General features: G+C 71.0%; 18 protein-coding genes. 7 read left to right on the top strand and 11 right to left on the bottom strand.

The features are described from left to right. Nucleotides 1–7 precede the first annotated feature (7 nt). From HHX40_RS37680 to HHX40_RS14085, 5 genes are all read right to left on the bottom strand, one after another. The gene (locus HHX40_RS37680) at nucleotides 8–2,728 is read right to left on the bottom strand and encodes a CBM35 domain-containing protein (protein ID WP_182880948.1); all 2,721 of its coding nucleotides are present in this window, start codon (nucleotides 2,726–2,728) and stop codon (nucleotides 8–10) included. Nucleotides 2,729–2,988: 260 nt separating this feature from the next. After that, a complete protein-coding gene (locus HHX40_RS14100) occupies nucleotides 2,989–4,356 on the bottom strand; it encodes an ABC transporter substrate-binding protein (RefSeq protein WP_182880947.1) in 1,368 nt (455 codons plus the stop codon). A 49-nt stretch (nucleotides 4,357–4,405) separates the two neighbouring features. Then, complete coding sequence (locus HHX40_RS14095; protein WP_182880946.1) at nucleotides 4,406–5,296, bottom strand: carbohydrate ABC transporter permease; 891 nt, start codon at nucleotides 5,294–5,296, stop codon at nucleotides 4,406–4,408. A 10-nt stretch (nucleotides 5,297–5,306) separates the two neighbouring features. Then, on the bottom strand, nucleotides 5,307–6,269 hold the full coding sequence (locus HHX40_RS14090; protein ID WP_220499110.1) for a carbohydrate ABC transporter permease: 963 nt from the start codon (nucleotides 6,267–6,269) through the stop codon (nucleotides 5,307–5,309). 5 nt (nucleotides 6,270–6,274) lie between these two features. After that, nucleotides 6,275–8,347 (bottom strand): alpha-galactosidase, encoded by a 2,073-nt coding sequence (locus HHX40_RS14085; RefSeq protein WP_310738136.1) that lies wholly within the window; start codon nucleotides 8,345–8,347, stop codon nucleotides 6,275–6,277. 442 nt (nucleotides 8,348–8,789) lie between these two features. Between HHX40_RS14085 and HHX40_RS14080 the strand changes: the two genes are divergently transcribed. Then, a complete protein-coding gene (locus tag HHX40_RS14080) occupies nucleotides 8,790–9,818 on the top strand; it encodes a LacI family DNA-binding transcriptional regulator (protein WP_182876804.1) in 1,029 nt (342 codons plus the stop codon). Nucleotides 9,819–10,056: 238 nt separating this feature from the next. On the opposite strand, the gene HHX40_RS14075 is transcribed toward HHX40_RS14080, so the two are convergent. Beyond that, entirely contained in the window at nucleotides 10,057–11,214 is a 1,158-nt protein-coding gene (locus HHX40_RS14075) for a TetR/AcrR family transcriptional regulator (protein ID WP_182881260.1), read from the bottom strand. Between the two features lie 105 nt (nucleotides 11,215–11,319). Between HHX40_RS14075 and HHX40_RS14070 the strand changes: the two genes are divergently transcribed. From HHX40_RS14070 to HHX40_RS14050, 5 genes are all read left to right on the top strand, one after another. Beyond that, nucleotides 11,320–12,546, top strand: coding sequence for a cytochrome P450 family protein (locus tag HHX40_RS14070; RefSeq protein WP_182880945.1), 1,227 nt, complete (start codon nucleotides 11,320–11,322; stop codon nucleotides 12,544–12,546). Nucleotides 12,547–12,637: 91 nt separating this feature from the next. Then, entirely contained in the window at nucleotides 12,638–12,961 is a 324-nt protein-coding gene (locus HHX40_RS14065; RefSeq protein WP_138460682.1) for a DMT family transporter, read from the top strand. A 131-nt stretch (nucleotides 12,962–13,092) separates the two neighbouring features. After that, a complete protein-coding gene (locus tag HHX40_RS14060; protein ID WP_182880944.1) occupies nucleotides 13,093–13,701 on the top strand; it encodes a TetR/AcrR family transcriptional regulator in 609 nt (202 codons plus the stop codon). After that, a complete protein-coding gene (locus HHX40_RS14055) occupies nucleotides 13,698–14,015 on the top strand; it encodes a DUF952 domain-containing protein (protein WP_182880943.1) in 318 nt (105 codons plus the stop codon). Before HHX40_RS14060 ends, HHX40_RS14055 begins: the two co-directional genes overlap by 4 nt. Nucleotides 14,016–14,220: 205 nt before the next feature. Continuing rightward, nucleotides 14,221–14,619 (top strand): VOC family protein, encoded by a 399-nt coding sequence (locus HHX40_RS14050; protein ID WP_117409620.1) that lies wholly within the window; start codon nucleotides 14,221–14,223, stop codon nucleotides 14,617–14,619. Nucleotides 14,620–14,715: 96 nt separating this feature from the next. Here HHX40_RS14050 and HHX40_RS14045 read toward each other — a convergent pair whose 3' ends face one another. The 3 genes from HHX40_RS14045 to HHX40_RS14035 all read right to left on the bottom strand — a co-directional run bounded on the left by HHX40_RS14045 (nucleotide 14,716) and on the right by HHX40_RS14035 (nucleotide 18,146). Next, nucleotides 14,716–15,426, bottom strand: coding sequence for a helix-turn-helix domain-containing protein (locus HHX40_RS14045; protein WP_220499109.1), 711 nt, complete (start codon nucleotides 15,424–15,426; stop codon nucleotides 14,716–14,718). A gap of 96 nt (nucleotides 15,427–15,522) precedes the next feature. Continuing rightward, nucleotides 15,523–16,971 carry an argininosuccinate synthase gene (argG, locus tag HHX40_RS14040; RefSeq protein WP_117409622.1) on the bottom strand — a complete coding sequence of 483 codons (1,449 nt, stop codon included), beginning with the start codon at nucleotides 16,969–16,971 and terminating at the stop codon, nucleotides 15,523–15,525. A 155-nt stretch (nucleotides 16,972–17,126) separates the two neighbouring features. Then, the gene (locus HHX40_RS14035) at nucleotides 17,127–18,146 is read right to left on the bottom strand and encodes an NAD-dependent epimerase/dehydratase family protein (RefSeq protein WP_220499108.1); all 1,020 of its coding nucleotides are present in this window, start codon (nucleotides 18,144–18,146) and stop codon (nucleotides 17,127–17,129) included. Between the two features lie 93 nt (nucleotides 18,147–18,239). Here HHX40_RS14035 and HHX40_RS14030 point away from each other — a divergent pair, with 93 nt between their 5' ends. After that, entirely contained in the window at nucleotides 18,240–18,710 is a 471-nt protein-coding gene (locus HHX40_RS14030) for a MarR family transcriptional regulator (RefSeq protein ID WP_310738093.1), read from the top strand. Nucleotides 18,711–18,783: 73 nt separating this feature from the next. On the opposite strand, the gene HHX40_RS14025 is transcribed toward HHX40_RS14030, so the two are convergent. Continuing rightward, entirely contained in the window at nucleotides 18,784–19,584 is an 801-nt protein-coding gene (locus HHX40_RS14025) for an ABC transporter permease (protein ID WP_117409625.1), read from the bottom strand. Then, nucleotides 19,584–20,357: an ABC transporter permease gene (locus HHX40_RS14020; protein WP_182880940.1), complete on the bottom strand. Its 774-nt coding sequence runs from the start codon at nucleotides 20,355–20,357 to the stop codon at nucleotides 19,584–19,586. Before HHX40_RS14020 ends, HHX40_RS14025 begins: the two co-directional genes overlap by 1 nt.

The following is a 20,357-nucleotide window of genomic DNA, read 5'->3' as shown; positions in this document are numbered from 1 at the left end:
CACCGCGTCAGCCGACCTTGATCGGCACGATGTCGAACCTGTCGAGGTTGGGCGCCCACTGGCTGTCGAGCTCGGAGATGCACGGTGCCGGGCATCCCTGGGCCTTCGCGCCGTTGGCGGGATCGTTGTACACGCTGATCGTGTTGGTGCCGGCCTTCAGGGTCACCGGCACGCCGCGCGCCCACCAGTTGCCCCAGGACCAGGTGTTCTTGAACCAGTACCGCTTCGCGTCCCCGTCGTTGACGGAGATGTCGAGGGGCCGCGAGATGATGTCGGCGTTGTAGACGTGGCCGGACTTCCGCTCGTCGTTGGCGTAGCGCACGACGAGCAGGTAGTCACCCGCCTTGTCCGCGTCGACCTGGAGGGTCAGCCGGTTCTGCGGCCCCTGTCCGATCCAGCCGACGAACTTGCCTCCGGAGGCGTAGCCGTGGTTGTCGACCGCGGCCGAGCCGGACCGGGCGGCGGACTCGGCCTCGATCACCTGCACCGGGCGGGGCCCGGACGTCGCCCGGGTCACGCTCACCTTGTCGAGGCGCACCGGGGTGGGGCCGGAGGGCTCCACCGTCACCCGGTTGACGCCCGCCGACAGGAACAGCCGGTGCCGGTCGGTCTTCCAGAAGGTGCCGCCGCCCGGGTTGGCGCGGAGCACCGCACCGTCGACCGCGCGCCGGTCGAGCCCGATGTTCGCGGTGACCGACCCCGGCTTGCCGGGGCTGTTGTGCCGGAACTCCAGGTCGTAGTACCCGTCCTCCTCGGCGTACACGGTGAACATGGCCTCGCCGCCGCGCTTGAGGGTGAGGAAGCCCGCCTCCGACTGCTTCGGCTGGTCGTACTCGTAGGTCACGTCGCCCTTGGTCTGCGACCGCTCGGCCTCGTAGTCCCGGGTGACCGGGCCGGTGGAGGCCGGTTCGAGGTCGATGCGGTCCAGCGTCGCCTGACCGACAGCGGCGCCCAGCTCGGGGTGGGACTTGGCCAGCCGGATCTGGTTCGCGCCCGCCTGGAGCTGGACCACCACGTCCTTGCGGGTGCGCCACTGGAAGTTGAGCGTGGCCTGGTAGTCGACAATCTGCGCCTGAGCGCCGTTGACCGTGAGCACCTGCTGGGCGGGCTGACCGGTCTGGTTGGCGTACAGGATGCCCAGCTTGTAGGCGCCGGCCTTCGGCACATTCACGTCGAACGTCACCGCGCTGGTGTTCTGGGTGAGGTTGCCGACGTGGCGCGTGCCGGAGGTGGCGGCCGCGTTCCAGTTCGACGGGGTGCCGAAGGTCTGAACCGTCCCGGCCGTGACGGTGGCCAGCTCCGCCTCGTACGAGGCCCGCCAGGGCAGGTCCACGGACTGGCGGGTGCCGGCGCCGCCGGGCGACAGCACGATCTCGTACACCGACATCTGGTCGACGTTCGGCCCGCCGTCGCCTTCGACGCCCAGCCCGCGGATCGGGATCGTCAGCGACCCGTTCTCGGGGACGAGGTCGACGTCGCGCAGCACGACCGGCGGCGGGGCGTCGGAGTTCTGGCCGCTCCACGTGGTCGCCGACACGGTCACGTTGACCTTGTCGCCGAACAGCTCGCCGTCGACGTTGCCGACGACCACGTCGAAGTCGGCCGAGGGGCCGCCGCCGGCCAGGATGCGCGCCTGCCTGCGGTCGTCGTCGATGACCGCGATGCCTTCGAGCTTGTCGAGGGTGGCCGGGGCCGGGGGAGTGACCTTGACCGTGTCACCGCCGGCCATGTCGGCGTACATCTTGTAGAACCACCAGCCGCCGCCGGGCTTGTTGGTCTCCACGACGTCGCCGCCGAGCAGACCGGCCGCGGTCCAGTACGCCTTGCCGCCCGCGTCGACCTTGGTGTCCTCGAACATGGCGACATACTGGATGAGCTGGCCGGGAACCGTCAGGTCGCGGTTGCCGCCGTACTCGTTGATGTTGATCGGGATGGGGGAGATGCCCCGTTCCTGCTCCAGGTTCCGGTAGGTCCGGTAGTTGGTGCGGTAGTAGTTGCCGCCCGCGGGGTTGAGGCTGCCGGACTCCAACTGGTGCCAGGACACGAAGTCGGGCAGCACGTTGTTGTCGCGGGCGTAGGTGAGGAAGTCACCGTAGTTGCGGGCCCGGAAGGTGGCGTCGTTGAGGCCCATGACCCGCGCGCCCGGGTGGTTGGCGCGGATGTACTCCACCGCCGCCTTCCAGTGCGCCATCAGGGCCGCCATCCGGGTCTGGTACTGCGCGGCGTTGCCGGTGGAGGTGTTGTACCAGATGCCGTCGGGCTCATTGAACGGCACGTAGACGATGCGGTCGGCGTACGGGCTGTTCTTGACCTGGTCGACGACCCAGGCGAGCTTCTGCATGTAGTTGTCGAAGCAGACCTGGTTGCAGGGGATCGCGCCGCCCGCGTTCTCGTACGTCCACTGCGCGTACATGTCCTGGACGTTGACCTGGATGTACTTGCCGCCGTTGCGGAAGAACGAGGGCGCCACCGACAACGCGTCGCCGTTGGGGTGCTGGGCGCCCGCGGGCGGCTTCTGGTTGACGGTGGTCAGCCGCAGCGGCTCCAGCGTGTTGTCGCTGGGCACACCCTCGTCGCTCAGCCCGTACAGCGCTCCGCCGGCGGCGCCGCGGAACGCGCCGGTCCTCGTGCCGAGGTCGACGACCAGCTGCGTGGCCGCCGGGCCGTCTCCCTGTGCGGGGACCGCCGCCGTCACCCCTGCCGTCACGAGCGCGAACGTGGTTGTCACCGCGGCGATGATTCGCCGTGCTCGCCGATCAGTTGGTAATTTGGACATGCCTCTCCTCTGGCTCTCAGTCGATGGCCGATGGGGTAGGGGGGATTCACGGATCGAAGGTGGCCGGCCGAGCCCTTGCACAGGCGTTTCTCGGCCGGTTCACCGCGATTTCCGATGTGGTCCGGCGTATCGGCTCCGCCGCGGGCGGAGATCTACCGCCCACGGGCGTCCGTGCCGGCATGTGGCGCGCCGGGACTACTGGAACGCCGGGGCTACTGGAACAGGGCGTTGACCTCGTCGTTGGCCTTGCTGAGCGAGGACGGCTCCGCCTCGAAGCTCAGCACCGCGTCCATCGCCGGGCCCATCACCGCACCGATGTCGCTGGCGTGGTCGGTGATCGGGAACAGCGACGTCGTGTTCTCGTGGATCTGCACGGTGAAGGCGCTGATGTCGATGCCCTTGGCCTTGAACTTCTCCTCGGCGACGGTGAGCGCCTCAGGGATCGCCGGGAAGACGACGGCCTTGTCGCCGACCGTCTTCTGGCAGTCCGCGGACGCCAGGTACTTGACCCACCGCCAGGCCTGGTCCTTGTGCTTGGTCCCGGCGTAGATGGAGTCGGCCAGGCCGTTGTAGATGGTGGCGCGCTTCCCGGAGGGGCCGACGGGCGTCGGCGCGGTGCCCACCTCGACCTTGTCGTAGCCGTAGTAGGTGTTGATCATCCACGAGCCGTTCGTGGACAGCGCGTACTTGCCGGCGCCGAAGCCGTCGTTGACGCTGGTGCCGGACCGGGCGATGGCCAGGCTCGGCATGTACCCCTTGTCGATCAGCCCGCGCCACCACGCGATGGTCTTCTGGAAACGCGGGTCGTCGTACTGGAACTTCGTGCCCCACGGGTTCTTGTCGGTGAACTGCCAGCCGGTGGACAGCGCGTACATGCTCCACATCTGCTGGCCGACACCGGCGCCGTTGTTCTCGTCCAGGCCCAGGCCGTAGACCTTGACGTTCTTCTTGTCGAAGCCCGCCTCGTCGCCGCGTTTGCCGTTCTTGTCGACGGTGAGGTGGGCGATGACCTTCTCGTAGGTGCCGCCGTCGTCGGGGTTCCAGGTGAGCGACTTCATCTGGTCCTCGGTGATGCCGGCGTCGTCGAGCATCTTCTTGTTGTAGAAGATCGCCACCGTGTCGAAGTCCTTCGGCAGGCCGTACCGCTTGCCGTCGGCCGACACCCACAGGTCGGCGAGGCCGGGAGCGTAGACGTCGGTCTTGGTGCCGTCGGCCGCGACGAACTCGTCCAGCGGCAGGATCTGCTGCTTCGCCGCGAACTCGGGATAGTAGTTCAGGTGGTTGGTGAAGACGTCCGGCGCGTTGCCGGACACGAGGTTGGTCGTGAGGCCGGTCCAGTAGTCGGCCCAGCCGAACTGTGAGATCTTCACGGTGATCTCGGGGTTCGCGGCGTGGAACGCGTCGGCGCAGGCCTGGTAGGCCGGCAACTGGTTGGAGTCCCACAGCCAGTAGCTGATCTCGGTCTTCTCCGGGGCCTGGGCGCTCCCGCTCCCGCCGCCGCTGTCGTCCCCGCTGCCGCACCCGGCCAGGGCCAGCGGAAGTATCGTCGCGACAGCGGCGAGGCGCGTTATCCGTCTCATGCCAGATCTCCTTGCTGCGGTGGGGGGATGAGGGTGGTTCAGGGAGGGATCACTTGATCCCGGAGAACTGGATGGAGTTGACGATCCATCGTCCGAAAACGGTGAAGAGCGCGATGACCGGCAACGCGGCCAGAAGCGTCGCGGCCATGAGCCCGGACCAGTCCGGCCCGGCCTGCGGGCTCTGGGCGCGGAAGATGCCCAGGGCCACGGTGAGCACCCGGACGTCGTCCTCCTGCCCCACGAGCAGTGGCCAGAAGTACTCGTTCCAGGCTCCGATGTAGACCAGCAGGGAGATGGTGGCGATCGGCGCCGAACTCATCGGCACGATCAGCCGGAAGAAGATGTGCGCGTGTCCCGCGCCGTCCACGATCGCCGCCTCCTCCACCTCCCTGCTGATGTTGAGGAAGAACTGCCGCAGGAAGAACACCGCGAAGGGCGTCATGAACAGGTACGGCAGCACGATCCCCGCGTACGTGTTGAGCAGCCCGAGCTGCTTGACGGTCACGAAGTTGGGCAGCGCGGTGAAGATCGGCGGGATCATCAGCGCGGTAAGGAAGACGAAGAAGACCTTCTCCCGTCCGGGCCAGCGCAGCCGGGCGAACGCGTACGCCGCCATGGCGCTGAAGAACACCTGGCAGACCGTGATGACGGCCGAGGTGACCACCGAGTTCGCCAGGTACCGCCAGAAGTCGATCTTCGCGCCGGAGCCGCCCTCCGCGGTGGCCTCCGCCAGCGTCGCGATGCCCAGGACCCGCCTGAACGCGCCGAACGTGAAGTCCGTCGGCATGAGCGAACCCGGGTTCGCGAAGAGGGTCCGGTTGTTGGACAGGGAGATGCGCAGCATCCAGTAGAACGGCAGCAGCGTGATCAGGATGAACAGCACGAGGATCGCCCAGGCCGCCGTCCGCCGCAGGCTCAGCCGTCTCAGTGTGTGGCTCATGGCCCGCCTCTCAGTCCAGGTCCGAGTCGCCGGCGCGGAGCAGCTTGAGCTGGAGCAGCGCGAGGCCGGCGAGAATCGCGAACAGGGCGACGCAGACGGCGGCGGCGTAACCGAAGTTGAAGCGCTGGAACGCCTGCTCGTAGATGTAGTAGTAGATGACCCGGGTCGCGTTGATCGGCCCGCCCTTGGTGGTGACCGCCACCGTGTCGAAGATCTGGAACGATCCGATGACCGTCAGCACGAGCACCAGCGCCAGGACGGGACGCAGCAGCGGCAGCGTGATCCGCCAGAACATCGTCGCCTCGGAGGCGCCGTCGGTCGCCGCCGCCTCGTACACGGTCTTCGGGATGGCCTGCAGGCCCGCGAAGATCAGCAGCGCGGTGTAGCCCACGTGCCGCCAGACGTTGACCAGCGCGATGGTCGGGATCGCCGTGCTCGTCTCCCCGAAGAAGGCCACCGGGTCGAGGCCGATCCACTCCAGCGCCTGGTTCACGATCCCGAGCTGAGCGTCGAGCATCGTGTACCAGACCAGTGCGACCACCACGTTGGCGACTAGATACGGCAGCAGCAGCACGCCCCGGATCAGCCCGGAGCGGGTCAGCCGGTGCATCAGCACGGCCAGGCCGAGGGCGGCGATCGTCTGCACCCCGATGTTGACGACGACGTACTCGACCGTGACCTTGAGCGCGTTCCAGAACAGGCGGTCGCCGAGCAGGCGCCGGTAGTTGTCGAGCCCGGCCCATTCGGGTGGCGCGAGCAGGCTGTAGTCGGTGAAGCTGAGGTACGCGGTCCGCAGCGCCGGCCACAGGTAGAAGGCCACGAAGCCGACCGCCGCGGGCAGGAGGAAGACCATCGCGACGGGCAGGTCGCCCGCGCGGCGCCGGGACCGCGGCGCGGGCGCGCCGGACCGCGGCGGGGATGTGTCGGGCCGCGGCTCCGCCGTGCCGCTCTGCCGTCCGATGCCGGTCCTCATGACGGTCACGCCTTCGTGACGTGCAGCAGGAGCAGTTGCTCGGGGTGGAGCGGCGGGGCGGACAGGCCGACCTCCGCCAGCATCCGGCCGGTGACCACGACGCCCTCGGCCAGCCACGGGTTCGGGGCCACCGCGGTGGTGCCCGGCCTGTCGCCCGGGGCCAGCGGACGCACGCGGTAACGCCGATGCGGGTCGAGTCCGGGGATGCGGACCCGTCCGGGCTGGGTGCGGGCGCCGGTCGTCATCGCCACCACCGAGAACAGCGCCTGGTCGCGGTCCGCCGACACGATTCCGTGCAGCCACAGCGCCGGGTCGGGATGGTCGGCCCGTACGACGAGCCCGCGGTGCAGCCAGCCGCGCATCCGCTTGTAGAGCTGCACCCACCGCCGCAGCTCCGCGCGTTCCTCCCCGGAGGCCGCGGTCAGGTCCCACTCGATGCCGAAGTGGCCGAACAGCGCGGTGCCGGCCCGCAGCGCGAGGCTCTGCGTACGTCCGGTGGTGTGCGCGCGCGCCGACCCCACGTGGGAACCGATCAGCTCGGGCGGCAGGAGCAACGCGGTCCACCGCTGGATCGCCTGCCGCTCTATGCCGTCGATGCAGTCGCTGGCCCAGACGCGATCGGTGCGCTCGAGGATGCCGAGGTCCACCCGGGCGCCGCCCGACGAGCACGACTCGATCTCCAGGCCGGGGTGGCGCGCCCGCAGCTCGTCCATGAGGCGGTAGACCGCCCTGGTCTGCTCGTGCACACCCGCGTCGACGAGATCGCGGTTGTGGTCCCACTTCAGGAACGCGATCCGGTACTCGCGCACGAGCGCGTCCAGCCGCTCCAGGATGTACTCGTAGGCCTCCCGCCGGCGCAGGTCGAGCACCTGCTGATGACGGGACGGCGGGGGCTGCCGGCATTCGGTCGCCATGATCCAGTCGGGGTGCGCGCGGGCCAGGTCCGAGTCGGGGTTGACCATCTCGGGCTCGACCCACAGGCCGAAGTCCATGCCCCGCGCCCGTACGCGCTCGACGAGCGGGTGCAGCCCCTCCGGCCAGCGCGCCTCGTCGACGAACCAGTCGCCCAGCCCGGCCCGATCGTCGCGGCGGCCCCGGAACCAGCCGTCGTCGAGCACGAACCGCTCGGCCCCGACCTCGGCGGCCGCGTCGACCAGCGCCGTGAGCCGGCCCAGGTCGTGGTCGAAGTAGACCGCCTCCCAGGTGTTGACGATCACCGGTCGCCGGCCGCCCCGCCGGCTCCGCACCAGGCGATGGAATCGGGCGGCCATCTCGTCGAGGCCGTCGCCGTGGGCGGCGTACACCCACGGGGTCTCGTACGACGCACCGGGCGCGAGCCGGACCTCGCCGCTCTGCAGCAGCTCGCCACCCCCGACGACCGAATCCCCGGTGGGCAGCCGCTCGGCGTACGTCCGGTGGTTGCCGCTCCATCCGACGTGGACGCCCCACACCTGGCCGGACCGGAACCCGAACCCCTTCTCGCCCGCGACCAGGACGAACGACGCGTCCGAACCGGTGCGCCCGCGCCGCCCGTCGCGAACATGGGCGCCGGCCGAGAACGCGCGTCGCTGGGGGTCCCGCTCCCGGCTCCAGCGGCCGGTGAAGTCGAGCAGCTCGGTCGCCTCCGCCGGCACCGGCAGAGCCATCACCAGGCCGTCGAGCGTGTACCAGCCGGACGCGGTGTTGCGGAGCACGGCTCGCATGCGGAGCACGCCGACGGCCGTCAGGTCGAGGCGGAGTTCGAGGGACAGCCCGCAGCCGGCGTCCGACGCCAGGACGGCCACCTCACCGCCCTCACCGGCGCCGCGGTCGTGGACGCCGACGTGCTCCGTCTCGAACAGCGGCGACCAGTGCCGGCCGTCGCGGTGGCCCAGGACACCGGGAAGGCCGAACCACCCCGTCGCCGGCTCCGGCACCACCGCCACCGAAGCGGGCGTGTCGAGCGAGTTCGGCACCGTCGCCGGCAGCGAGGCCAGCGCCAGCGCCGAAAGGTCGGCGTCCGACGCGTGCGGCAACGGGCGTCCCCAGTGCAGCACCCGTGGCAGCCGGGGGCCGCGGCAGTCGAGCACGAGGCTCACCCCGGACGCCTGAAGGTGGACGAAGCCGTCGGCTCCGCGCCCGGCCGGCCGCGCCGTGACCTCGTCGCCCGCACCGGGGGAGTGCGGATCTCCCCCCTCAGCGACAGCTTCCACGATTGCCACACTTACGTCCTTTTCATCCCGAATCAGGCGTGCATCAGCCGCCGAGAGCCTGGGGCCCGGCTACATGTCTCGATGGGGTGGTGGAGTGTGTTTGCGCTCACATGTATCGTTCAATGGAGCCGAGAGTGACACGCCGTCCGTGTTACGTCAAGGTGTCCGTCCGCGGCCCGTTCGGGTGCTTACGGGGCGGCGCGCGCACCGGTCCGCGCGACCCTCTCCGGGGCGTGCGGTGCGTGTTAGAGTCCGGAGGCATTCGATGGTCCGGGCGCCCGTGACACCATGAGTGGTGCGAATGTCAGACACAGCCGATCGGGGGAAAATGGCCGGCGCGAACGATCGTCACTCAGTCCGCCGCCCCAGCATCGACGATGTCGCAAAACTCGCCGGCGTATCCCGGCAGACGGTCTCCAACGTGCTGAACGGCCGCAAGGATTACTTCTCGACACAGACGCAGACCCGCGTCGTGGCCGCGATGGAAGCGCTTTCATACAAGCCGAACCGCGCGGCCCAGACCCTGCGCTCCCGGCGGAGCATGCAAATCGGTTACCACATGTCCGGTGAGGAACTGGAGACGGTCAAAGGCTTCACCCTGAGTTTCCTCCAGGCGCTGATAAAGGCCGCGGCCCGTCGCGGTTACCAGATTCTGGTGTTCACCCATACCGACGAGGACCCCTTGTCCGTGTTCACCGAGCTGACCACCCGGGGCAACATCGACGCGCTGATCATCTCCGAGTCACAGGTGGACGACCCCCGCGTCCGGCTGCTGGCGCGAGGCACGCTGCCCTTCGTGTCCTTCGGCCGCCTCGCCCCCGGCCTTCCTCAGCAGTGGGTCGACATCGACAACGCCCACGGCATGGCCATGCTCATGGACCACCTGGTCGCGAAGGCATACGGCCGGTTCGCCTACGTGGGGGCCGAGGGCGACGAGTACTGGAAGCGCGAGCGGCTCCACGGCTTCCGGCGGGGCCTCGACCGCCATGGGCTCAAGGTGAGCGACGACGACGTCTTCGAGGGCTCCGGCGACGCGATCCGCGACCACGTGCGCCGCATGCTGAGCCGGCGGCAGCGGCCCGACGCCATCGTCACCAGCAGCGACTCAATCGCCGCCGTCGTGGTGAACATCGGTCATTCCCTCGGCCTGCGGGCCGGCCGCGACATCGCGGTCACCGGCTTCGACGGCGGGGCGATGGGACTGATCACCGAACCGACCATCACGAGCGTACGGATTCCGCTGGAGAAGGTCGCCGCCGAACTGATCGACCGATGCCAGGCCGAAATCGACGCGGGGCCCACCGGACGCCCGGGAGTGCTGGTGCCGACCGAGATATTCCAGGGCGGAAGCGCCTGAGGAATCGCCCCGCTTTTCGATTCTCACGGACCGGCCGCGGCTCTACCCCCAGGCGAGGAAAACCTCCGGAAGGACGGTCTTCCACGCGCGGACAATGGCAGCGGCCATCGCGAACCCGGCGCCTCGTTGCGGAGGACCGACGGCCGCGACTTTCCCTCCGCCCGAACGCAATTCGATGTCGGACGATCGCGGGTGAGCGCACGGGATCGCGGCGACGAGGCCGTCGTCAGGGCCGTCGTCAGGGACCTGCGGCGGAGGCGGCGGAGTGGCAGGCGCCGTGGCCGTCGGCGCGGGCCACCACCCGCCCGGCCCGCACCCGCACCGCCGTCTCGGTCCCGTCGCTCACCGCGGGCACCCCGGCCGCCGCCGCCACGGCCCCCCGCTCGTCGAACACCACCCCGAGACGTGGCCAGGCCGTCCGGGGGAAGGCCTCCCGCAGGCAGCCGCGCAGGCCGGCGACGACCAGCCGCACCAGCGGCCCCAGCTCACCGGGGTCACCGGTCACCAGCACGGCGGTCACCTCGTCCCCGGCCCGCGCGGCCCGCACCGCCTCCTCCACCGCACCCAGGCGGTGCAGCCCGACGACCGCCACCACCCCGTCGCCGGAGAGCGGCGCGGGGCCGCCGCGCAGCGCGTCGGCCGCCGCCGGCGGCGCCCACGGCGCGTCCGCGGGCCGGGCAGGGGCCGCCCAGGGCAGATGCGGCGGGTCCCACCGGTCGCCGAGGTCGAGATCGGCCAGCCGCTCGCACGCGCTGACGACGTCGAACTCCTCCACGAAACCGGGAGCGGCGTCGGCCATCTGGCTCATGCCGTGCAGCGTCGTCAGCGCGACCTCCGCGACCCGCACCATGCGCCCGCTTCCGGCGGCCACCTCCTCCAGGGCGAGCCCGAGCAACACCCCGCTCAGCTTCATGAGCTGTGCGAACGGCTTCCTGATCCGCTCGTCGGCCATGATCTCCGGCATCAGGTCCATGCCGATCCTGCCCGGGCCGTCGGTCGCCAGGGGGAGCCGCGACACCCAGGCCCGGGCGAACGCGGCGAGAGCCTCGCGGGCCCCGGCGGCCTGCGGCGCGCCGTCCCGGGCCGGGCCTCCGGCGCCGAAGACCCCTCCGGGCGCCCCGCCGTCCGGGGGAGCGCCCTCCCCGGCCAAGGCCCCGCCAGGTGGCCCGGCGGCCGGGGGAGCGGCGCCCTCGGCGAGTTCGGCCAGCACCGCGAAGTACAGCGCCCGCTTGCCCGGGAAGTTCGAGTAGACCGCGCCCCGCGTCAGCCCGGCACGCTCGGCGATGGCGTCGATCTTGGCGTCGCGGAATCCCCGTTCGGCGAACTCGTCCCGCGCGGCGGTCAGCACCCTGGCCCGGTTGCGCGCCTGAAGCTCCACCCTGGACAGGCGTTCCATCACCCTCCTCGCCGCGACGGCCTCACGCTTGCCGGCCGCCGCCCACCAAGATACCGTCACCATCCAGATGATGTGAACATGTGGAATAAGCATCTGGAGTAGACGATGACCGGCACCCTGCCCGAAATCGACCTGTCCCGGCCCGAGGTCCTCCGCGACCCCCTCACGGCGTACGGGCAGGCCCGCGAAAGCGGCCCGCTCGCGCGGCTGCTGATCCCCGGCTTCGGCCCCACCTACGCCCTGACCAGGTACGACGGTGCCAGGGCGATGCTCGGCGACGCCCGGTTCGAGCTCGACGCCACCAGCTACATGCGCCCCGAGGTCCCCGAGGACTGCCTGCCGTACATGCGGACCATGAGCGAGATGAACGGCGCGGAGCACGCCCGGCTGCGCAAGCTGGTCGCCCCGGCCTTCACCCCGCGCCGGGCCGCCGAGTTCCGGCCGCGGATCGCCGCGATCGTCGACGCGCTGCTCGACGAGCTTCCCGCGCACGCCGACGGCGGGCAGACCGACCTGCTGCCCCACTTCGCCCGCCCGCTGCCGATGGACGTCATCTGCGCCCTCGTCGGCATCCCCGAGGAGGACCGCCCCCGCTGGCGCGAGTACGGCGCCACCGTCGCCGGAGCCGCCGGCGCGGACTTCGCGCGGGCCATCCCGGGCATCATGGCCGGCGCCAAGGCAGCCGTCGCCGCCCGCCGCGACCACCCCCACTCCGTAGGGGGCGATCTGGTGGGCGACCTCGTCCGCGCCCAGGACGAGGACGGCGACCGGCTGAGCGACACCGAGATCGTCACCCTGGTCTGGCACCTGGTCATCGCGGGACAGACCCCGACCAACCTCATCGCCAACGCCGTGGCCGCCCTGCTGTCCCACCCCGACCAGCTCGCCGCCCTGCGCGCCGACCCCGCCCTCATGCCCCGCGCCGTCGAGGAGCTCACCCGCTGGTGCGGCCCCGCGCAGCTGGCGGTCCCGCGTCAGGCCCGCGGCGACGTCGAGCTGTACGGCACGACGGTGCCCCACGGCGCGAAGGTCACCGTCCTGATCTCCGCGGCCAACCGCGACCCGCGGGCGTTCGACGACCCCGACCGGCTCGACCTCGCCCGGGTGCCGGCCACCGGTCATCTGGGCTTCTCCCACGGCCCGCACTTCTGTCTCGGCGCCTCCATCGCCCGGGTGCAGACGCAGGTCGCGCTCACCGCGCTGCTGCGCCGGTTCCCCCGCATGGCTCTGGCCGCCCCGGCGGAGGAGCTGCAGGCCGTCGATCCCGGCACCCGCCGCCTGACCGCGCTGCCGGTGACCCTGTGGGCGGACAGCGGGCCTCGGCCGTCATAGCTGGAGCACCTGCCCGGCAACCCCATGGCCAGGAAGAGCCCTCGCATCTAAAATTGGGACAAGCGTACCGCTTTGTCTGTGAGGTTCCTCCATGGCCTGGCTCCTGCTCGCCGCCGCGATCGCCTCGGAGGTCCTGGCCACCTCCGCGCTCAAACTCAGCGACGGCCTCACCCGCTGGGGCTGGACCATCGTCGTCGCCGCCGGATACCTCGCGTCGTTCATCCTGCTCGCCTGGGCGCTCAAGCTCCGCATGCCCGTCGGCATCGCGTACGCGGTGTGGGCGGGCACCGGAACCGCGGCGATCGCGCTGATCGGCGCGCTGTTCCTCGGCGAGCACATGAACCTGGTCAAGGTCGCGGGAATCACTCTGATCATCGCCGGGGTGGCCGTGCTCAACCTCTCCGGCGCACACTGATCGTTTGACCCCGGCGCCGGGGGCCGGTAAGGGTGGTCCGGACGGGTTCCGGGCTCCTCGGAGCCCGTACATTCCGGCGAGCCTCGCACACCGACGATGCGCGCATCGACAAGCCAGGGGAGGACCACGGCGTGCCCGAATCCCGCCAGGTCGCGCCCCGGCGACCGCAACTGCGGGCCGTACGCCGCCGGGAGGCGCTGCTCGACGCGGCAGTCGACCTGCTCGGCGAGGGCGGCTTCGCCGCGGTCACCCACCGCGCGGTGGCCGGACGGGCCGGCCTCCCGCTCGCCGCCACCTCCTACTACTTCTCCTCCCGCGACCAGTTGCTGGCCGAGGCGTTCGCGCTGCTCGTCCGGCGCGAACTCACCCGCATGCGCGCCGCCGTACGGCGTCCGGCGGGCGGTTCGGCCGCCGCGGTGGCCGAGGCCCTCACCGACGTGTACGCCGCGGACCGGCTGCGCGAGCTCGGCCTGTGGGAGCTGTACCTCCAGGCCGGCCGCGACCCGGCGTTGCAGGCCATCGCCCGCACCTGGACCGACGGCTGCGACGAGATCGTCGCCTCCGCGCTCCGCGGCGCGGGCTATCCCTGCGGTCGTTCCGAGGTCCGATTCGTCGCCGGGCTGCTGTCGGGCCTGTGGGTGGAGGACGTCGTCGAGGCCCGCCCCGACTCACGGGAACGCGCCCGGGACGCCGTCACCCGCGCACTGACCACACTCGAACCACCCGAAAGCCACCCATGATCCTTCACCTCGCGCTGGCCGCCGACTGGGACGCGGCCGTCGCCTCCGGCGAATACCGCGTCTCCACCCTCGGCCTGACCCTGGAGGAGGAGGGTTTCGTCCACGCCTGCTCGGACCTGACCCAGCTGCGTGGCGTCGCCGGCCGCTACTACGGCGCGGTCACCGAACCGCTGGTGGTGCTGGAGATCGACGAGGACCGGCTCGGCTGCCCGGTCAGGCTGGAGGTGCCCGAAGGCGCGGAGGAGGCGTTCCCCCACATCTACGGGCCGGTCCCGGTGACCGCCGTGACCACCGTCACGCCCTTCACCCGATAAGCCCGCCTCTCCCCGCGCCCCCAGCACCGCGATCCGCGCGGTAGGCCAGGCCAGGTCGACGTCCGCGCCGACGTGCCCGGCCTCACCCCGCTACGGCGCGGCATGCCTCGAAGCGACGTGATCACTTGAAGCGGTGGCGGTTCCCGGGGCGGCGTGTCCGATTCGTTCAAGACGCCGTACCCGCCCGCCGCCTAACGTGACCGCCATGACACCCTCGTTCGACCTCATCGGCCTCGTCGTGGCCGACATGGCCGCGTCCCTGGCCTTCTACCGCCGGCTGGGCCTGAACATCCCGCTCTCGGCGGACACCGAGCCCCATGTCGAAGTGACCCTCGATGGAGGACTCCGCCTCGCCTGGGACACGGTCGACACCATCCGCTCCTTCGACCCCGCGTGGAATCCCGCCACGGGCGGCCCCCGGATGTCCCTCGCCTTTCGATGCGACGGGCCCGAGGAGGTCGACCGCCTGTACGGCGACCTGGTCCAGGCGGGCTACCCGGGGCACCTGCCGCCGTGGGACGCCTTCTGGGGGCAGCGTTACGCCGTCGTCCACGACCCTGACGGCAACGGGGTGGATCTCTTCGCGCCGCTTCCCGGCACCTGACGACGCGCCGCGCCCGGCGCCTGACCACCCGTCCGCCCAGACGCCCCCTGAGAACGAGTTACCGACGCGACCATCGTCCCGGCCCGGCGGCGCGGCTCAGCGGGTCAGCTCGCCCAGGGTGGCACCGGTCAGCGACTTCACTTCCCGGGCGAGATGGGCCTGATCCGCGTATCCGGCCGCACCGGCCACGGCGACGTAGGGCATCCCCCGGCGGGCCAGGGCCAGCGCGTGGTTCATCCGGAGGATCCGGCCCAGCGTCTTCGGGCCGTATCCGAAGGCGTCCAGGCACCGGCGGTGCAGTTGCCGCACCCCGAGCCCCGCACCGGCCGCGAGCTCCGCGACCGGCAGGCCCGCGCGGACGCCGCCCACCACGGCAGAGATGAGCGCGGTGTCGGCCGGGCCCCCGGCCGCGCGGATCCGGCCCAGCGCCGCCTCTTCGAGCACCGCGCCGGGGTCGGCGGCCTCGGCCGCCCGCTCCGACAACCGCCGCGCATCGGCCTCCGGCCACACCTCGGCCAGCGGAACCCGCCGGTCACGCAACTCGCAGGCGGCCACGCCGAGAATCCCCGGTGCGGTGCCGGGACCGAAACGCAACCCCACGTATCGGCTGCCCGCACGATCACGCACCAGGTGCGCCGCCGTGTCCGGACCGGCCACCACCAACGCGCCGTCCATCCAGATCAGATCCATGCAGCCGTCGGGCAGCACCCGCCGCACCGGCGGGGGACCTGATCCCGGAGCTGGGCCGGGGGCGTCCTGCCACCACAGCACCGCCTCCGGAACCCGCGCCCACCTCTCCTCGTACACCCGCCTCCTCCATCCCCCCGTAATCATCCCCCTCACCCCGCCCGGCGCTGCCAGCAGGGCCGGGCGGAGTGGGAGGGCGACAGGGACGGAGAAGGGTCAGTCGGTGCCGGCCTCCATGGCGGCGTGGTCGAGCAGTTCCTCGTCGGCCGAGACCTCGCCGCGCGAGGCGATGACCTCGGCCCCGCCCTCCGGCATCGCACCGATCAGCTCGGTCGAGGCCACGAGGGTGGCGCCGGTCAGCATCGGGTGCGGGGTGCCCACCATGCCGACCCTGGCGTACTGCTCCAGCTTCGCCCGCGAGTCGGCGATGTCCAGGTTGCGCATGGTCAGCTGGCCGATGCGGTCGACCGGGCCGAACGCGGAGTCCTCGGTGCGCTCCATGGACAGCTTGTCCGGGTGGTAGCTGAAGGCCGGCCCGGAGGTGTCCAGGACGGAGTAGTCCTCACCACGGCGCAACCGCAGGGTCACCTCGCCGGTGATCGCGGTCCCGACCCAGCGCTGCAGCGACTCGCGCAGCATCAGCCCCTGCGGGTCCAGCCAGCGGCCCTCGTACAGCAGCCTGCCCAGCCGCCGCCCCTCGACGTGGTAGCTGGCCAGGGTGTCCTCGTTGTGGATCGCGTTGACCAGCCGCTCGTACGCCGCGTGCAGCAGCGCCATGCCCGGCGCCTCGTAGATGCCCCGGCTCTTGGCCTCGATGATCCGGTTCTCTATCTGGTCGGACATGCCCAGGCCGTGCCGGCCGCCGATGGCGTTGGCCTCCAGCACCAGATCGACGGCGGAGGTGAACTCCTTGCCGTTGATCGTCACCGGCCGCCCCTGCTCGAAGCCGATCGTGACGTCCTCGGGAGCGATGTCGACGTCCGGGTCCCAGAACCGCACTCCCATGATGGGCTCGACGATCTCGACGCCCGTGTCCAGGTGCTCCAGCGACTTGGCCTCGTGGGTCGCGCCCCAGATGTTGGCGTCGGTCGAGTAGGCCTTCTCCACGCTGTCGCGGTAGGGCAGCCCGTGGGCCACCAGCCACTCGGACATCTCCTTGCGGCCACCGAGCTCGTTGACGAAGTCGGCGTCCAGCCAGGGCTTGTAGATGCGCAGGGACGGGTTGGCGAGCAGACCGTACCGGTAGAACCGCTCGATGTCGTTGCCCTTGAAGGTGGACCCGTCACCCCAGATCTGCACCCCGTCTTCGAGCATCGCCCGCACCAGCAGGGTGCCCGTGACCGCCCGCCCGAGCGGGGTGGTGTTGAAGTAGGTGCGCCCGCCGGAGCGGATGTGGAACGCCCCGCAGGCCAGGGCCGCAAGCCCCTCCTCCACGAGGGCGGCCCGGCAGTCGACCAGCCGGGCGACCTCCGCGCCGTACGCGGTGGCGCGCCCCGGCACCGAGGCGATGTCGGGCTCGTCGTACTGGCCGACGTCGGCGGTGTACGTGCAGGGCACCGCGCCCTTCTCGCGCATCCACGCGACCGCTACCGACGTGTCGAGACCACCGGAGAAGGCGATGCCGACACGTTCGCCGGCAGGCAGGGAGGTGAGGACCTTGGACATGAGTAGAATATATACACCCCAGTGCATGGACATGCAATGTGGATCGGGGCCATGCCGAGCAAAACCACCAGGCCATGTGCCTCCCGCGCCCCGCACCGGCTGCGGCGCGGCGTCGCGTGCGGAACCGCCGCGCCGCCGCCGTCCGGTTTGCGCCGTCAGCGGGGGTGACCGGCCCGCAGCCAGCCGACGTAGTCGGCCACGGCCCGGTCCAGACCGTATTCGGGGACGAATCCGGTGTCCTCCCGCAACCGCGTGACATCCAGATGAGCGTCGAGGGCGGGTGATCCCGGGGAGCGCCCGGGCAGCAGGGCGGGCACGCCCCCCGGTACGACCCTGCCGACGGCGGCGGCCACCTCGTGGTTGGCGACGGCCCGGCCGCCGCCCACGTTGTAGGTGCGGTGGCGCAACGCCGGGGTCGTCTGCAACAGCGCGATCGCCCGCCCGCAGTCACGGGCGTAGCACATGTCGACGGAGTCCTCGGCGTAAACCGGTGGCACCCCGTCAACCGCCGAGCCTCCAGGAGTGGCGCCGGCGGGGGAGGCCGGGGCGAGGCCGCCCCGCACGGCCCCGGCGTCTCCTGCGCCGGGCCTCGCCCCGGCGCGCACGGCCGCATGGACGAGACCGGGCGCGGCGAAGAAGGGAGAGGACGGCCTGCCCAGCGGACCCCAGATCGCGCCGATCCGCACGCTGACCACCTCCTGCCCGGACGAGGCGGCGACGTCGGCCACGATCTCGGCGATCTTCTTGCTCGCCGGAATCGGATGCGGACTCGCGACCGGCAACGGCGCGCCCTCCCGGTAGGAAGGGCCGTCGGCCCCGGCGTACACGCCGATCGTGCTGGCGACCACGACGCGGGCCACGCCCCACTCCAGCGCGGCACGCAGCACGGCGAACAGCCCCGCGGTGTTCGTCCGAACCTCCTCCAGCGGCGGCGACGCCCCCAGCCCCGAGGCGGCGAGGTGCACGACACCCGTGATGCGGTGCCGCCGGCCCACCGCCAGCACACTGCCGGGGTCGGCGCAGTCGAGCGGCTCCATCACGGCGTGCCCGTCCGGCACCCCTCGCAGCAGGGCGGGCCGCGGCCCCGCCGACCGCTGCCCGAGCACGCACCGTTCGCCAAGGTCGAGCAGGGCTCGCACGGCGTGCGCGCCGATGAACCCCCGACCCCCCGTCACCAGGATCACGCTGATCCCCCAATCTCATTAGCAGGCTATCGATCAATGTAGCGGCGAAGTCGTTAGCCTGCAAACGGATCGTAGGATCGACCCGTGACCGAAGTGCTGAGGCTGCTCACGCGAGCCCAGAAGCTGCTGCGTGCCGCGGCCGACGAGGCGATGAGCCCCCACGGCGTACGGATCGGCCAGAACCTCGTGCTGGAGGTCCTCTGGCAGACCGACGGCCTCACACCGGGGGAGCTGGCCGCCCGCCTGCAGGTCACCACACCGACCGTCGTCAACACCGCGACCCGGATGGAAGCCGCCGGCCTGCTGGTACGCCGCCGTGACCCCGCCGACGGCCGCCTCGTGCGACTGCATCTGACCCCCAGGGCCCGCGCGGCCGAACGCCCGATAGCCGAAGCGAGACGGCGGCTAGCCGAACACGCGACCGCGACCCTCACCGATGAGGAACGGCGTCACCTGCACAGCGCACTGCAAAAAATCATCGACCAGATGACCGGCCCCACCCCGCCCCTCGATCCCGGCGAGCACACCCGCTCCACCGACCAAGGCGGCCCCTGACCCGCACCCCTCGTACGGCGAGCACACCTGCCCCGTCAACGGCCGGGGGAGTTCCCCGGCCCCGACCCGTTGTTCACGCGCACAGCGTGCGCTCCAGACGCCGCGACGCGAACCAGACCCCCACGGCCGCCAGCACCGCCAGATACAGGGCATGACCGAGCAGGCCCCACCCCGGCACCCCCATGCACAGGCCGCGCACCAGCTCGACCGCGTGATACAGGGGAGTGACCTGGATCAGCACCTCCACACCCACGGGATAATCCCGCACAGGGGAGAACGTCCCGGAGAACAGGAACAAGGCGAACTGACCCGTGCTCAGCAGGTCGAAGTCCTGCCAGCCGCGCATCAGCGTGCTGACCGCCATCCCCAGCCCGCCGAAGGCCAGCCCCACCAGCACCGTCGCCGGGAAGGCGGCCACCGCCCAGCCCGCCTCGGTCAGCCCCATCGCGACCATCACGACGAGGAAGATCGCCGTGTAGAGCGAACCCCGCACGATCGCCCACACCAGCTCACCGACCGCGACCTCCACCGGCCGGACCGGCGTCGCCAGCACCGCCTCGAACGTCTTCATGTACTTCAACTTGAAGAAGAAGTTGAACGTCGTCTCGGCCAGCGCGCCCGACATCGCCGACACCGCCAGCATCGCCGGGGCGACGAACGACGCGTACGACATGGTCCGGCCGTCCACCGTCAGCTCACCTATCAGCGCCCCCACACCGACACCGATCGACAGCAGATACAGCAACGGCTCGAAGAAACCCGACAGCAGCACGACCCAGTACGACGGACCCGAGCGCAGCGCCCCCACGTTGCGGTTGATAACAGCGCCCACCCGGCCGGGGGAGAGCCGGGAGACCACCAGAGTCGTCACCATCAGTCCTCCAGCCTCCCGCGGAACGCCCGCACCGCCAGCACGATCCCCACCACCGCCCACACCAGCAGATAACCCGCGTGCGCCCAGACCGGCCAGGCCGGGGCCCGCCCCAGCGTCGCCGCCCGGCACAGCTCCACCGCATGCCACAGGGGAGAGGCGTACGCCAGCAACCGAAACCCCACCACGAGCTGCCCCACCGGGAAGAACACTCCCGAGAACAACGCCGCCGGCAGCACGATCAACCGGAACAGCAGGGCGAAGTAGCTGTCCTGATCGATCGAGGCGGCGAACGCGGTCACCGGCGCCGCCACGGCCACCGTCACCAGGGCGCACACCAGCACGGTCACCGGCGCCCACGGGGAGTGCAGCCCCCCGAAGAACACCACCACGACCAGGAACGCCAGCACCGTCACCGTCACCCGGAAGACCAGGTAGAGCAGGTGACCACGGACCATGTCCGCCACGTTCACCGGAGTCGCCCGCATCGCGTGGTACGCCCGGACCCACTTGAAGTCCCCGAGCACCGCGTAGGTCGACTCGCCCACCGCGATCTGGAAGGCCGTCGACGCGAGCACACCCGGCACGATCCACGACAGGTAGTCGACCCCCTGCACGGAACCGACGTAGCCGCCCACCCCGATGCCGATGCTCAGCAGGAACAGCACCGGCATGACGAACGACGAGAACACCGACGCCTGCCACAGCCGCCGATACAGGGTCAGGTGCCGCTCCAGCACCGCGAAGGTCGGATGAACGGAACGCGTGAGCGCCAT

It is taken from the genome of Microbispora sp. H10949, from assembly GCF_014161435.1.
GTDB lineage: Bacteria > Actinomycetota > Actinomycetes > Streptosporangiales > Streptosporangiaceae > Microbispora > Microbispora triticiradicis.
This window is presented reverse-complemented; position numbering and strand designations above follow the sequence as displayed.

Bases quoted from the DNA above. Each gene is read 5' to 3' on its own strand.
- HHX40_RS14050 (WP_117409620.1), top strand. From the start codon at position 14,221: ATGACACCCTCGTTCGACCTCATCGGCCTCGTCGTGGCCGACATGGCC.
- argG (WP_117409622.1), bottom strand. From the start codon at position 16,971: ATGTCCAAGGTCCTCACCTCCCTGCCTGCCGGCGAACGTGTCGGCATC.
- HHX40_RS14020 (WP_182880940.1), bottom strand. From the start codon at position 20,357: ATGGCGCTCACGCGTTCCGTTCATCCGACCTTCGCGGTGCTGGAGCGG.
- HHX40_RS14070 (WP_182880945.1), top strand. From the start codon at position 11,320: ATGACCGGCACCCTGCCCGAAATCGACCTGTCCCGGCCCGAGGTCCTC.
- HHX40_RS14055 (WP_182880943.1), top strand. From the start codon at position 13,698: ATGATCCTTCACCTCGCGCTGGCCGCCGACTGGGACGCGGCCGTCGCC.
- HHX40_RS14065 (WP_138460682.1), top strand. From the start codon at position 12,638: ATGGCCTGGCTCCTGCTCGCCGCCGCGATCGCCTCGGAGGTCCTGGCC.
- HHX40_RS14090 (WP_220499110.1), bottom strand. From the start codon at position 6,269: ATGAGGACCGGCATCGGACGGCAGAGCGGCACGGCGGAGCCGCGGCCC.
- HHX40_RS14100 (WP_182880947.1), bottom strand. From the start codon at position 4,356: ATGAGACGGATAACGCGCCTCGCCGCTGTCGCGACGATACTTCCGCTG.
- HHX40_RS14075 (WP_182881260.1), bottom strand. From the start codon at position 11,214: ATGGAACGCCTGTCCAGGGTGGAGCTTCAGGCGCGCAACCGGGCCAGG.
- HHX40_RS14080 (WP_182876804.1), top strand. From the start codon at position 8,790: ATGGCCGGCGCGAACGATCGTCACTCAGTCCGCCGCCCCAGCATCGAC.
- HHX40_RS14025 (WP_117409625.1), bottom strand. From the start codon at position 19,584: ATGGTGACGACTCTGGTGGTCTCCCGGCTCTCCCCCGGCCGGGTGGGC.
- HHX40_RS14095 (WP_182880946.1), bottom strand. From the start codon at position 5,296: ATGAGCCACACACTGAGACGGCTGAGCCTGCGGCGGACGGCGGCCTGG.